Source organism: Steroidobacter agaridevorans, from assembly GCF_009932555.1.
Classification (GTDB): domain Bacteria; phylum Pseudomonadota; class Gammaproteobacteria; order Steroidobacterales; family Steroidobacteraceae; genus Steroidobacter; species Steroidobacter agaridevorans.
Genome location: NZ_BLJO01000002.1, coordinates 21,379 through 34,765 on the forward strand (window position 1 = coordinate 21,379; position 13,387 = coordinate 34,765).

Genomic DNA, 13,387 nt, shown 5'->3' on the forward strand with positions numbered 1-13,387 from the left:
GTGCGCAAGGGCTACATCAAGGAGTCGCATGAGCGGGCGGAGGCGCCGCATCTAACACCTCGAACCCGCCATCACGTCAGCGCTGCCGGGTATCGCGCATACAAGGACCGCCTGGAAGCGCATGGTTTGACCGAACTCAAGAGCACCTTTTCAGGAACCCGCGCATGAGGAAGCTAGTCATGGCGCTGATCGGCCTCGCAATCGGCTGGTTAGTCGCGGAAGCCGTGGGTCTGTTACGGGTGAATCCACCCAATCTCATCATGCTGTATTGGATCGCAAGGGCCCTGAGCCTGATCATCTTTGCCGTCGGTTTTGTGCTCATTCTTATCTCTTTCGCGCGACTCTTCCTGCCCAAGCTAAGGGCGAAGTCCGGACGTCGATCCGGTTGGTTCGCTGGTGTTCACGCCTTCTTTTGCAATCCGTCACCGCTCGGGGCATTGCGTTCGCTGTGCGATCTGGTCCCCGGGCCGGCACTGCGCGCCTTGCTCATCACGTTCGTGGCGGAGCAGGAGCGGCAAGTCGAAGATCTCACTAAGAAAAAGCGGGCGTACGCCGCCAATGGGGCGCGGGTCGTCACTTGGGTATTGTTTGTCTGGTATGTCGCGAAGGGCGCGCTGTTTGCCATCACGGAGGTGTTCTCGCGCCAACGGCCTGGCAGTCCATGAATGATTCCGCTCCACCTTCGATACATTCGATGAGAGGTTGCGTCATTGTCCAGCGTAGACGACTCGATTGATGTTTCGTTCGCTCAAGTTGCTGCGCCTCGGCAGAGCTTGGAGAACAAGATTCGTTTTCGGCCGACCACTCAGGTGAAGTTCCTGCTGTTGAAAGCATTGGCGGGGCAGGGGAGCGGGGCGCCGGATCAGAAGGTGCGGCAGCTGCTGGATATCGCCGATTTCAGCATTCAGTCGAAGCAAGTCCAGATCCTGAGCGATGAGTACTTCGATGACGCCGACTTTTGCCTGCAGATGAGCGGGGCCGGATGCCGGGTTCGAACGCTGGGAAGTGAGCTCGAGCTGACCGTCAAGGCGTTGACTGCCACCAAGGTCTTCGGTGTTTTCAAACGCCAGGAGACGAGCGCCACGCTGACCTTACAGGAGTATCAAGACTTCAAGCAGAGCGGAGCACTGCCTGTTGCATTCCAGGAGCACGGCATCCCCATCAAGGGACCGCTGCAACTGAAGACGACGATCATCAACTCGCGGACGACCTACACGATGGTCAAGGCAGCGGAGCAGTATCTCTTGAGCGTCGATCATTTCATTGCCTATAACAGCGACCGACGCAATCGCTCCCGAGATTTCGTGGAGTTGGAGATCGAGGCTGTCAATGAGGCCGCCCTTCAGGCAATGTCGGGCGTTCGCGAGAAGATTGGAAAGATTCTGAATTCCGAGCGAAATTTTCGCTTCTCTACCGGCAGCAAGTACGACCTCGCGGTCCAGGCGCTCCACCTCAAGCGAAATCCATTGCTGCAGGATCTGTTGTCCGATGGAGTGAAGCTGGCCTACATCGGCATGGCCGTGTCGCTCCTTGGCATCATCCTCACCCTCCCGCTTTCTGCCGGCACACAGTTCGGGCTCTGCATCGTCGTGATCGCCGCGACCCTCCGACTCGTGTTCAAGCCCCACTAGACGAAGGCTATGAAGACCGCCAAACCGCTGATCCATCGAGACCAGATCCACAGAGATACAACTTTCGACCCACTATCGGTGGCGCTGCTCAATAGTGCGCCGTTGCAGCGACTGGGGCGTGTCTATCAGCTGGGCTATGCGCATCTGATCTTTCGCGGCGGCACGCATACCCGGCTCAGTCACGTCATGGGCGCAAGTCATGTCGCCACACAGCTCGTCCTGAGTCTCAAAGAGAACTACGCCTCGAGCAATCTTCAGTTCTGTCCCCAGCAGGCGATTGCGCCGCAGAGCTTTCTGCCGTTCTCGGTTCCGGCAAAACAGAACAAAGAGCGCCGTGAGCAGACGCGCTTGGACAACCGGTGGTCGTTCGTTCTTCATGTTTGCAGATGGGCGGCGCTGCTGCATGACATTGGACACATTCCGATGGGACACACCCTGGAGGACGAGTACGAGCAGATCTACCCGAGGCACGATGATTTTCGCAATCCTCGCCTGCGCAGTCTGTGGGTCGGTACAGAGGCGCAGCCCAGCGAGATACGAGCCATCCTCGAGGATGATGCACTGTATCCGCCGTCGTTTGCCAAGCTGGGGATCAGCTCCGTCGACGTCTTCGATACGGTGCTGCTCATCTGTTGTTATAAGGAAGATCGTCGCCGCTCAATGTCATTCGAGCAGCTACTGAACGAAGAGATTGCCGAGGGAGCTCAGGCTGATCCCGTTTCAACTCCTCATGAGTGCGACGTGTCCTTTTGTCGGCTGCTCTGCGAGACCTACAGGCGCCAATGCGGGCCCAATGGTCGAGGCGCCTTCCGTGTATTCATGGCGGATCTTGTGACGAACACCATCTGCGCGGATTACCTGGATTATATGCAGCGTGATCCGTACAACGTGGGGCTCGACGTGCTGAGCGATCCACGCGTGGCCGGCCGCTTCTATATCGGGAACCATCCGCTGTGGGGCAAACGGATGGCATTGTCACTCGTCGATCGGTCCGGGAAGTCGCGGCTGGACACCGCCTCCGGGGTGTTCGAGCTCGTGCGTCAACGCTTCCGCTTTGCGGAGACGATTTATTACCACAAAACTAAGGTGGCGGCCTCCGCCATGTTCGTGAAGGCACTTGGGTTGCTTGAATCTCCGCCGGAGGCCTCAGGTCTTTTGAATCCGTCGGTGGAACTCGGCGATGTCGAGGCTCTGACCTCCAAGCTTATGGATGCCCCACGCACATTGCCGAAGCTGCGGGAGCAACATCTGCCGTTCAATCTTCTCAGCCCGGACATCGGCGACGATAGCATTCATCTTTTTCTCCAGCAGATGGCCTGGAAGCAGATCGAGGAGGCGTTGCCCAGGAAGACGAGCGAGCCGGATCAGAGCCGAGCTCTGGTCAAAGATGCGCTGGTAGCGATCTCTCTGCTCTCGGGCATCGTCCGGCGCAAGCTTTATAAGCAATGCTTCAGCATGGATGCGACGTTGACCAAGGAAGCACTCTGGATTCCGACGACTGACGAGCATTCTCTAGTCACTCTCATCACGCAGTTGCGGGAGAGGCACGCGCATCGATCCCTCATCGAGGAGGCGATGTGCAGCGCTGCCGGCGTCAACCCTGGGTCGTTCATCATCTATGTCCCTGAACGCAAGAGTCAGGCGAAGGGCGTGGAGACTTTTGCCATCAGTGGAGAGGGCGTGATCACCTTGGGTGATCACCCTCATCTGAGCAAAAAAATGCTCGAGCTGAACGAAGACTACAGAAATTTGTGGAGGATGCTGATCTTCGTCCATCCCGAGGTTTGCAAGGACAACATCGGCACATCGCAGGCAGTGGACGCGCTGATACTGGAACTCAGGAACATGGTGGATGAAGGGGTCGATACTGCGCCGGACTACTTGTCCCGGCCTCGTGTCGAGCAAGCCATCCAGGAGGGCTCGCGGATCGTCTATATCCCCAGAAGTCAGCGTGCAGCGGCCCAACGCCTCACATCGCTACTCAAATGTGCGGATCGCGAAGGCACGCCCATCTGCGCTCCGCTGCAGGAGGTCCGCGAGCTCGCCGCCCGCCGCAGTAAAACCATCGATAGCGATGCGCATGCTTACTGTGCATTCATCGCCACGTGGCTGCCCACCAACGCGGGCAAGCTCGAGTCGTGGGCACAGACGGCAGTCGAAGAGCTCATCGATGGCGAGCTACACAAACAGATGTCTTCCGAGAGAGTGTTCGGCGCGGATGGCGGCGTGGGTGACTCCAATGACGCTCAGATTGCCGGCATCCTGCATCGAATTGCCGCCGACCTGAAGCGTCGCCACAACGGCCAGTTGAGCCACGACACCCAGATTGCGATGCCGACCGTGTGAGTCGACCATGACGGCGCGCAAGCTCGAACAGCAGCGGTTCCGGCAGCTGGGGCTTCAGGCGGCTCAGGAGCTGCAGCGTCTGCACGGCGATCTCTTCGAGACTTATCCGATTCGATCCAGTCGTGTCGCGCGACGTCTCGGCATTCGCGTAGTACGCAGCGATGTCGCCGCCGAGCGGGGGCGAATCTATCTTGGCACGGGGCTCGCGCGCGAGGATTCGCATGCCGTTATCTATTTGAGCTCGGCCCAACGTTTAGAAGATGCGCGATTCGATCTGGCGCATGAGATAGGGCATGCGGTGCTTCACCAGAGCCCGCATGAGGTGCACGGTCGTCTTCCGGTCGATAGCCACGAGGCGTTCGCGAACGCCTTCGCCTCGTCGTTGCTAGTGCCGAGCAACTGCGAATCGGAGATCGTACGCCGCTTGAGCTTGTGCACGACGCCCGACGATATGCTCGCGCTTGCCGGTTCATTTGGGATCTCGGTGCCCAGGTTGTTTTCGGCCATTTCATTGAGGCCGCACTGGATGCAAGGTATCGACTCGGTGTGGCTGCGCATTCGCCTGATGACCCATCCGTATGGGCGTGGCAGAAATGCCAAGAAGCTGCGGATCGATCACCTGCTGTTTGACTACTCACGCACCTTCATGCCGCGATATCAAGGCATCGCCAGCTGCATGAGCCCGAGCGATTGGTTCGACTCGCTTTCGGTCGGGGCGAACTCGAGCGCTCGGGTGGTGACTCTGAGGCATTGGAGCCGGAATGCGGCGGGGGATCGGACACGATTCTCCCGTGCCGAGACAACGATGAGGGCGACAGTGAAGCGGCTGGCGGCGTTCAGAGGAGCATTTACGGAAATGTTCCTGCTGTCTCTAGTACCGGTGTGAAATCTCGAGTTCAGCCGGCTACACTCAAGCTCAGGAGTGCCTGGAGCCTTCGGAGACCTCCATGATTACGCGCCGAGGAATGCTTGCTGGCATGGGCGGAGCCGTCCTGGTGGGCGATCTCGGATCGTTGCCTGGCCATGCACTGGCAGCCGAGACCCCCGAGCTCGAGCTGTTCGCGCTACGGCAGAAAAAGCCCCTGATCAAGCAGACGTTCCGGCCGCCGAACTTCGAGACGCCGTTGGCGGATCTGCGGTCGGAGTTCACAGCCAACGATGCCTTCTTCGTACGCTACCATCTCGCCAACATCCCCGAGGTGGATGTGCGGAGCTGGCGGCTGCGCGCAGGCGGTGAGAGCGCCGGCCGCACGCACGAGTGGCGGCTCGACGATCTCAGGCGCGACTTCGAGAAGGTGAGTGTCGCCGCGATCAATCAATGCTCGGGGAATCGGCGTGGGCTGTTCACTCCCCGGGTTCCCGGCGTGCAGTGGCAGTACGGTGCGATGGGCAATGCCACCTGGACCGGAGTGCGTCTGCGCGATGTGCTGCAGAAGGTCGGTGTGCGCCCGGATGCAGTTGAGGTCGTCTTCGACGGTGCGGACGCCGCGCTGCTGGGAGGCACGCCGGACTTCGTGAAGAGTTTACCGGTCGAGCGCGCGCTCGATGAGAACACGCTCATCGCCTTCGAGATGAATGGCCATCCGCTCCCACACTGGAATGGCGCACCGGCGCGCTTGGTCGTCCCGGGATGGACAGCGACCTACTGGGTGAAGCATCTCACGGAGATCCGCATCGTGCCCAAGGCCTACGAGGGCTTTTGGATGCAGAAGGCCTACCGCGTGCCCACGGGTGTTTTTCCCGGCGCAGTCTTCAAAAGTCAGGAAGGACCGGAGACCACACCGATCACGGAGATGGTGGTCAATTCGCTCATCACGAGTCATGAGTCCGGCGCGCGTTTGACCCGTGGCCAGCGCGCCGAGCTTAGCGGCTGGGCATGGGACAACGGCGCTGGAATCGCAAAGGTCGAGATCTCCCAGGATGGGGGTCGCGTATGGCGAGGCGCGATGCTTGGCCGGGATCTTGGGCGTTACGCGTGGCGGGGATTCACGTTACCGATCGATACCACGCAGGGTGGGCCGATCACCGTCGCGGTCCGCGCGACGAGTCGCAACGGGACTCAGCAGTCGGAGAAGCTTACGCCGAACCCGTCGGGCTATCACCACAACATCATCCAGACACTGCAGCTGGAGGTGACATGAGCAACCGAGCGCTGGCTTTCGCACTCACGCTCTGCGCCGGCGCGGCGATGCCATCGCACGCGGGCGAGGAGAGCATACGGCTGAAGGAGGGGATGGGTCGCGATGTGACAACCGCACGTTGCGCGGTCTGTCATAGCCTCGATTACATCATCATGGTCGCGCCTGTGATGAATCGGGCAGCGTGGGAGAAGAGTGTTCGAAAGATGATCGACGTCTTCGGCGCGCCCATGATTGAACAAGACGCCCGGTCGATCGTCGAGTATCTGGGTAAGCATTACTCCGTCTCAGAGGCGCCCGCGCAATCGATTCAACCACCGGTGCCCGCACGCGCGGCAATGACGATGGGCGTAACGGAGCAGACCGACTGATAGGACTGCCCTGCACAGGGCAAGTCCACCGTTTGCTGACGCGATGTTTGCGTCAGCCGAAGGCGCCAAATTGGCTCCACGCTTTTTCCGCTTTCTGGTGCTTTTCAAGGCCGCCAACCTGCACAATCCTGGCGTATGAGCCGATCGCGACACGCTCGCATCGAGCATTGAGCGGCGCGGTTTCAGCATCGCTCTCGGCAGCTACCGTGGCTCGCGGCATGACACGCCGAATGCGAGGAGACCATTCCATGAAGGCGATCGTGGTGACAGACCAGGCCGCGGGAACGGCCGGGATGAAGTTGGTGGAGCGGCCCGAGCCGCTGCCAGCGATAAACGACGTCGTCATTCGGGTTCATGCGGCGGGATTCGTCGCGACGGAGTTGGCGTGGCCATCGACTTGGACGGACCGCCTCGGGCTTGACCGGACGCCGTCGATTCCCGGGCACGAATTGGCAGGCGTGGTCACCGCCCTTGGCTATGGCACGACCGGGCTGTCGGTGGGACAGCGAGTGTTCGGCCTCACGGACTGGTATCGCGACGGCACCCTTGCCGAGTACGCGGCCGTTGAGGCACGTAACCTCGCGCCGTTGCCAGGTGACGTCGACTTCACGGTCGGTGCGAGTCTGCCAGTCTCGGGTCTGACCGCGTGGCAGGGATTATTCGACCACGGCCGCCTTCAGGCGGGGCAGAGCGTCCTCGTGCATGGCGCGGCCGGCGCAGTCGGCTCGATGGTGACGCAGCTTGCGCGAGAGGTCGGCGCTTACGTCATCGGCACGGGGCGCGCCGCTGACCGACAGACGGTGCTCGACTTCGGCGCACGCGAGTTCGTCGATCTCGAGAACGATGTGCTCGAAGATGTGTGCAGCGTGCATCTGGTGTTCGATGTCATCGGCGGCGACATCGGCAAGCGGTCCGCAGGCCTGATTCGAGCCGGCGGAACGCTGGTGTCCATCGTCGGGCCGCCCGAGGCGCGACCCTCAGAGGGCCGGTCGATCGACTTCGTTGTCGAGTCTGATCGTGCCCAACTCAGTGAGATCGTCCAGCGCGTGCGGGACGGCCGTCTGCGAACGAACATCGGCAAGGTCTCCACGCTCGAGGCCGCCGTCGCCACCTTCAACTCGACCGAGCGACGCAAGGGCAAGACGATCATCCGCCCCCGGCCTTGAGCGTCTGATTGATCTCACCGCCCGGTGGCTGCCGCACATCTGATGCACTCATCAGGCTCCGCGTGCCAAGCACATGCACAGCCATTCTCGGTTGCAACGAAACCCGGTCGCTCCTTGCCCCGTTTGAAACTCCACGTGCAGTTCGGGCGTACTGTTCGCAAGCTAACGTCAGGAGTGTATTGTGACTTCCAAACTCAGGCTGTTGGTGATGTTGGCGTGCGGCTTTTGGATGTCCGTTGCCGCCGCCGAGGATCCCGCAAATAGCAAACTACTGAAGCAATGCGAGTCGGCCAAGGGGCAAGTGAAGCGCGAGTGTGAGGCGGTGGCGAAAAAGATGATCAAGAAACAGCCTGCAGCGGACGAGCGCGAGGACACCACGGATCAGGACATCACGCATTCGAGTCCTGCGATGACAACTCCGACGGAGGCGAAGAAGGAGGAGAGGGTGAAGCAAAAGCCGCCGGGCTAGTCCTGCAATGCGCACTGTGCAAGACGTGCTCATGCGCCATCTCCAAAGTGCCTTTCACGTTTTGGCAAAGTAACGAAACACCGCCCGAAGCCCCAGTTGCGCTGCCGTTCAGCCACACGCATCGCGACTCGGCGCTGCCCTCGTTCTCGCTCGACGCTTGCGGCGATACTGATCGCTGGTGGCAGAGAATCTTATCCCAATTAGAGAATCTGTTGCCTATTTAGACAATCATCAATAACATGCCTCTGCGCGTCGGGCCGGTCCTCGGTTGAGGTCAGTGGACACTCATGTCTATTCGTACCGTGAAGAGGTTTAGAAGGATAGGTGCAACCGGGATCGGGGCAGCCGTCCTGATGATGCACCTCGCGGTGATGCCCGCGTTGGCGGAGGACTCAGCCCTTTCCAATCTCAACCATCTTCTCGAGGCGGAGTTGTCGCGATGGCCCGCGCATACGGGCCTCTACGTCAAGCATCTCGGCACGGGCGAGCAGGCGCGCATCCGCGCGCAGGAGCATTTTGAGAGCGCCAGCACCATCAAAGTGGCCATCATGGTGCGAGCCTTTCAGCTGGCCGATGAGAACAAGCTCGACCTCACTTCGCGTCATGAGCTCACGGCTGGCGACTATCGCGGCGGCTCCGGAATTCTCAAGTACAGTGACCTTGGCCTCAAGCTGACGCTGCACGACATGATCACGCAGATGATCATCACCAGCGACAACACCGCGACGGACATCATGGTCGCGAAGGTGGGCGGTCGCGAGAAGTTGAACGAGTTCCTGCGAGAGGCGGGCTACAAGGCACTGAAGCTCAATCGGACGACCCATGAGTTCTTCCGGCAGAGCTTGGAGGCGATCGATCCGAAGTTTGGGAGGCTCTCGCCTGAGCAGGTGTTCGCCATCGGCTCCGACCGGCCGGCGTTCACGGAGCCCTATCGCGAGCTCATCGCTCAAGTGACAACAGCGGAGGAGCGAGCGCGAGAGAGCAGGGCGAGGCATAACGACGACGAAACGAAGTGGTTCGGCGTCGCAACGCCCGCGGAGATGGGCGCGTTGCTCGAAGGCATCGAGCGCTGCACGCTCGCGACCAGGCAGAGCTGCGAGGACATGAAGCGCATCCTGCGCGCGCAGCAGGTCACTCACAAGATTCCGCACTATCTCTCCGTTCCCGCCGGCAATAAAACAGGCGACACGGGCTCGGTCACAAACGATGTGGGCATCATCTACTCGCTTTCCGGTCCGATCGTGATGGCCTCCTACAACATGGATATAAAGGCTCAGCGCACGGAGCTGGACGATCGCATCGGTGCGCTTGCCCGGCGCGTCGTCGATTACTTCGATGGCGGTCCCAAGCAGGCGCGTTAGCGTGGGGAATTCGATCGAACACGCACAGCAAATGATACAGGCGAGAGCGAACAAAACAGAACGCGAGCGTCGCCGGCTCGACGCTCAGCTGCTTTCGGATCTGTGGGTATTCAGGGCGGTTGCGCGCGCCGGAAGTATGAGCGCGGCTGCCGCGCAGCTCAATGTCACGGCGGGCGCCGTCAGCCAGCGAGTGTTGCGGCTGGAAGCGCGACTGAAGGAAAAGCTATTCGAGCGCGACCGGGGGAGAATCGCGCTCACTTCATCGGGCAGCATCGTGCTCGATGCCATGAACGGTGTCTCGACGACAGTGACCAACGCGCTGTCGCGCCTCGGACGCCGGCAACATGACAGCATCGTCGTGAGTTGCGCGCCATCGCTTGCGATGGAATGGCTGATGCCCCACCTGCAGGAGTTTTATCTCGAGTGTCCCGATGTCGAGCTGAAAGTGCGCTCCGAGATGAGTTTGCCGACGGCAGAATGGATGAAGACCGAAGGGGTCGATGTGGTGATCACCCACAATCGTGCACGCCCGGCCGAGCTCATCGAGCTTGCATCGCTGCAGGAGCTCACGTTCCCGGTGTGCTCGCGCGCGTATCGCGACCAGCTGGGCGCCCAACCGATTCAAGAACGATTCGTCACTGCCCTGCATGATGACGACCCCTGGTGCGAAGGCGAGCCGCCGCGCGCCGAGTGGCAGGAATGGCTTGCGATCGCGGGTGGCAGCTGCGAATTCGCCATCGACACCGACCGACATTTCAATCTTGCTTCGCTTGCGTATCGGGCCGCCATCCATGGACAGGGCATGGCGATGGGGCGATCGGTCATCGTCAACAGCCTGCTCAAGACGGGCAGTCTCGTTCCCGGTGGAAATGTTCCGCCCGTGCCCAGTGCGCATTACCGCGTGCTGTCGCGAACCGAAGAGGCCTGCGACTCACGTTGCGCGCGCTTTGCCGCTTGGCTGGCTGGGGGCCTGGCGCGAACACAGGAAGAAACCCTCACGTTCTTGGCATCGACCCTTAGCAGAATTTCTATCGATCGCAGATAGAAATCGTGCATTGCCCATACCGCGCGCTGCTCGCTATAAAAACTCGGGCGCGCGCACACGGCTCAAAACAGACAACGCACAAGGGGAGAGTCATGGTGGTAGGCAACGGTGTCCATCGTTCAGTACGACTCGAGAGCGGCGCCCTCGCGCTCGCGGTGGCGATCGCCTGCGGATCCGCCCAGGCTCAATCGACCGGGGGCTCCGACGATGCGGCTTCCGAAGGCGTCACCGAGATCGTCGTCACCGGCTCGCGCATCAGCACCGCAGGATTCGACGCACCGACACCCACGACGGTGTTGGGCGAAGTCGAGCTGCGCCAGGCCGGTCGCACCGATATCGCCGCGACGTTGACCGATCTGCCCCAATTTCGCTCAACGGTGTCTGGAGCCACCACCAATACCACCACCGAGTCAGGTCAAACGCCTGCCGACCTGCGCGGCTTGGGCACGTCGCGCACGCTCGTGCTGGTCAACAACCGTCGCTACATCGGCTCGAACGATCTGCAGACCGTGCCGTACTCGCTGGTCAAGCGCATCGATGTCGTCACCGGCGGCGCCTCGGCGGCTTACGGCTCGGATGCCGTCGCGGGTGTCGTCAACATCCTTCTCGATGATGATAAAGAAGGCGTCGAGCTCGGCGTTCAACAAGGCCGCTCCACGCGTGGCGACGCAGACAAGACGTTGGTCGAGGCCTCTTTCGGCAGCAAGCTGTTCGACGGTCGCGGTCATATCCTCATCGGTGCCGACTATCTGAAAGATGACGGCATCATTCCGGGCACCCGCCGGCCGCAAATCGGTGCGACTGCCTTCACGCTCGGGCCCGACAACAAGCTGTACCCAACCGCGAACGTTCGCGAGGCAAGGCGCACCGAGGGAGGATTGATCAACACCGGCGTGCTGGCCGGCCTGCAGTTCGATCCCGATGGCAGCCTGCGTCCGTTTCATGCCGGTGAGACGCCCAGTTCCGGCTTCTTCGTCGGTGGCGAAGGCTATCACGTGGATCAATTCCGCTCGGTCACAGCGCCGATCGAGCGCACCAATGTGTTGACGCGCTTTTCTTTCCAAGCGACCGATTCCATGAAGGTGTGGGCGGAGGTCAACTACAACAACGTGGCCGACGAGCGCGTCTACTTCCCCGACCTCGCCATCACGCAACTGCCCATGTCATATGCCAACCCCTTCCTGACTCTGACGCCGGCGCAGCGCTCCGCGGTGCAGGCGGCGGGCGAGACGACGTTCACAATGGGCCGCGCGGTCACCGACGTGGCGCTTGCGACGTTTGAATACGAGCGTGACGCCCTGCAAGCGACCGTCGGCATCGACGGCGAATTCGCCAATGGCCAATGGCGCTACAACGCTTACTACGGCCGCGGCAAGCAGGAACATGATTCGACCCTGCATGACCTGGTGCTGACGGAACCGTTCCTCGAAGCGATTGACGCGGTCGCGGGGCCGAATGGGGCGCCGGTGTGCCGAGTCGCGCTGACCAATCCGGGCACCGCCTGCCGTCCGTTGAATCTGTTCGGCTCCGGCCGCGCCGATCCGGCAGCCATCGACTCTGTCACCGCAGACTGGCATTCGCTCCAGACGAGCTGGCTTGAGACTGCGGGCATCATCTTGAGCGGGGAGCCCTTCGAGCTGTGGAATCAGCCCGTGTCGTTCGCCACGGGCGTCGAGTATCGTAAGGAGGAGGTCAAGGAGGGCTACGACGAGAACTCGCTCGCCGACCGCTTCGCGACCATCAACGGCGTCAACCTCCCGCGCACCGGTAACGACGTGACGGAAGCCTTCGTCGAAGTCGCCGTGCCGCTGTTGGCCGACATGACCCTGGTCAAGTCGCTCAACTTCAACGGCGCCGCGCGCATCTCCGACTACAGCACCAGCGGTTCGATCTGGTCCTGGAAGCTCGGGGGCACCTGGCAACTGGTGGATGACTTCAAGTTCCGCGCGACGCGTTCGCGTGACATTCGCGCACCTAACCTGACAGAGCTGTTCTCGGCGCCGAGCACGTTCTTTACGAGCGTCCAGGACATCTCACGATCTCCGCCCACGCAACATCAAGTGATCCTCTTCACTGGCGGAAATCCGAACCTGGAGCCTGAGATCGCAGATACCCTGACCGTCGGCGCCGTGTACTCACCGTCGTTCCTGGCCGGCTTCGAAATCTCGCTCGACTACTACGACATCAAGATTGCGGACGTGATCAGCACCCTGACGGCACAGCAGATCATCAACAGCTGCTATCAGCAGGGCGCTCAGGCCGCCTGCGCCCAGCTCACACGCGACGCTTCGGGCACGCTGACGCAGATCGATGCGACCTACATCAACATCGCGCAGTTCAACAACAAGGGCTACGACCTCGAGCTTTCATACAAGATGCCGTTTCTCGCAGGTCAGCTGACCACGCGGGCGCTTGCAAACTATGTGGACACGCTCTCGGTGGACAATGGGATTATCACGGTCGAGGGCGCGGGCTACTTGGGCGCGCAGGCGGCATTCCTCGTGCCGAAGTGGCGCGGCTCGCTGTCGCTCAGTTACGAAAGCGATGTGCTCGGCGCCGACCTGCGTGCTCGCTATCTCGATGGCGGCGGCTACGCGCCACCGAACGTGCTCGCGAATATCGGCAACAATCACATCGCGAGCCGCACCTACGTCGATCTGGGGCTGCGCGCCTATCTGCCGATCATGGACGATGCCCGATTGACCGTTTTCGGCAATGTCCAGAACGTGTTCGACAAGGAGCCGGTGCTGGCGGCCGTGAACTCGCCGTACTTCGATATCATCGGCCGGTACTTCACGCTCGGCTTGCGGGCGAACTTTTGATGTGAGTGGAATGGCAATAGTCGTGCTGCCTGTTGGAG

The 13,387-nt window shown here is 61.0% G+C and carries 11 protein-coding genes; all 11 read left to right on the plus strand.

Features of this window, described 5'->3' with window-relative positions; genetic code table 11:
- Positions 1–179: 179 nt before the first annotated feature.
- The 11 genes from GYH35_RS07015 (at position 180) to GYH35_RS07065 (ending at position 13,349) form a co-directional block, all read left to right on the plus strand.
- Entirely contained in the window at positions 180–665 is a 486-nt protein-coding gene (locus tag GYH35_RS07015) for a hypothetical protein (protein WP_161828009.1), read from the plus strand.
- A 45-nt stretch (positions 666–710) separates the two neighbouring features.
- Positions 711–1,631: a CYTH domain-containing protein gene (locus GYH35_RS07020; RefSeq protein WP_161828010.1), complete on the plus strand. Its 921-nt coding sequence runs from the start codon at positions 711–713 to the stop codon at positions 1,629–1,631.
- Between the two features lie 9 nt (positions 1,632–1,640).
- Positions 1,641–3,977: an HD domain-containing protein gene (locus GYH35_RS07025; RefSeq protein ID WP_161828011.1), complete on the plus strand. Its 2,337-nt coding sequence runs from the start codon at positions 1,641–1,643 to the stop codon at positions 3,975–3,977.
- A 7-nt stretch (positions 3,978–3,984) separates the two neighbouring features.
- Complete coding sequence (locus GYH35_RS07030; protein ID WP_161828012.1) at positions 3,985–4,863, plus strand: ImmA/IrrE family metallo-endopeptidase; 879 nt, start codon at positions 3,985–3,987, stop codon at positions 4,861–4,863.
- A gap of 61 nt (positions 4,864–4,924) precedes the next feature.
- Positions 4,925–6,118, plus strand: coding sequence for a molybdopterin-dependent oxidoreductase (locus GYH35_RS07035; RefSeq protein WP_161828013.1), 1,194 nt, complete (start codon positions 4,925–4,927; stop codon positions 6,116–6,118).
- Positions 6,115–6,486, plus strand: a complete 372-nt coding sequence (locus GYH35_RS07040; RefSeq protein ID WP_202624137.1) for a hypothetical protein — start codon at positions 6,115–6,117, stop codon at positions 6,484–6,486. Before GYH35_RS07035 ends, GYH35_RS07040 begins: the two co-directional genes overlap by 4 nt.
- A 248-nt stretch (positions 6,487–6,734) precedes the next feature.
- A complete protein-coding gene (locus GYH35_RS07045) occupies positions 6,735–7,652 on the plus strand; it encodes an NADP-dependent oxidoreductase (protein WP_161828014.1) in 918 nt (305 codons plus the stop codon).
- A gap of 229 nt (positions 7,653–7,881) precedes the next feature.
- On the plus strand, positions 7,882–8,121 hold the full coding sequence (locus GYH35_RS07050; RefSeq protein ID WP_161828015.1) for a hypothetical protein: 240 nt from the start codon (positions 7,882–7,884) through the stop codon (positions 8,119–8,121).
- A gap of 353 nt (positions 8,122–8,474) precedes the next feature.
- Positions 8,475–9,482: a serine hydrolase gene (locus GYH35_RS07055; RefSeq protein ID WP_161828016.1), complete on the plus strand. Its 1,008-nt coding sequence runs from the start codon at positions 8,475–8,477 to the stop codon at positions 9,480–9,482.
- Positions 9,483–9,513: 31 nt separating this feature from the next.
- Complete coding sequence (locus GYH35_RS07060; protein ID WP_161828017.1) at positions 9,514–10,527, plus strand: LysR family transcriptional regulator; 1,014 nt, start codon at positions 9,514–9,516, stop codon at positions 10,525–10,527.
- Between the two features lie 92 nt (positions 10,528–10,619).
- Complete coding sequence (locus tag GYH35_RS07065; RefSeq protein ID WP_161828018.1) at positions 10,620–13,349, plus strand: TonB-dependent receptor plug domain-containing protein; 2,730 nt, start codon at positions 10,620–10,622, stop codon at positions 13,347–13,349.
- The last annotated feature ends 38 nt before the right edge of the window (positions 13,350–13,387 follow it).

Excerpts from the sequence above, each read along its gene's own strand:
- GYH35_RS07015 (WP_161828009.1), top strand. The coding sequence starts at position 180 with ATGGCGCTGATCGGCCTCGCAATCGGCTGGTTAGTCGCGGAAGCCGTG.
- GYH35_RS07025 (WP_161828011.1), top strand. The coding sequence starts at position 1,641 with ATGAAGACCGCCAAACCGCTGATCCATCGAGACCAGATCCACAGAGAT.
- GYH35_RS07030 (WP_161828012.1), top strand. The coding sequence starts at position 3,985 with ATGACGGCGCGCAAGCTCGAACAGCAGCGGTTCCGGCAGCTGGGGCTT.
- GYH35_RS07035 (WP_161828013.1), top strand. The coding sequence starts at position 4,925 with ATGATTACGCGCCGAGGAATGCTTGCTGGCATGGGCGGAGCCGTCCTG.
- GYH35_RS07040 (WP_202624137.1), top strand. The coding sequence starts at position 6,115 with ATGAGCAACCGAGCGCTGGCTTTCGCACTCACGCTCTGCGCCGGCGCG.
- GYH35_RS07045 (WP_161828014.1), top strand. The coding sequence starts at position 6,735 with ATGAAGGCGATCGTGGTGACAGACCAGGCCGCGGGAACGGCCGGGATG.
- GYH35_RS07050 (WP_161828015.1), top strand. The coding sequence starts at position 7,882 with ATGTCCGTTGCCGCCGCCGAGGATCCCGCAAATAGCAAACTACTGAAG.
- GYH35_RS07055 (WP_161828016.1), top strand. The coding sequence starts at position 8,475 with ATGATGCACCTCGCGGTGATGCCCGCGTTGGCGGAGGACTCAGCCCTT.
- GYH35_RS07060 (WP_161828017.1), top strand. The coding sequence starts at position 9,514 with ATGATACAGGCGAGAGCGAACAAAACAGAACGCGAGCGTCGCCGGCTC.
- GYH35_RS07065 (WP_161828018.1), top strand. The coding sequence starts at position 10,620 with ATGGTGGTAGGCAACGGTGTCCATCGTTCAGTACGACTCGAGAGCGGC.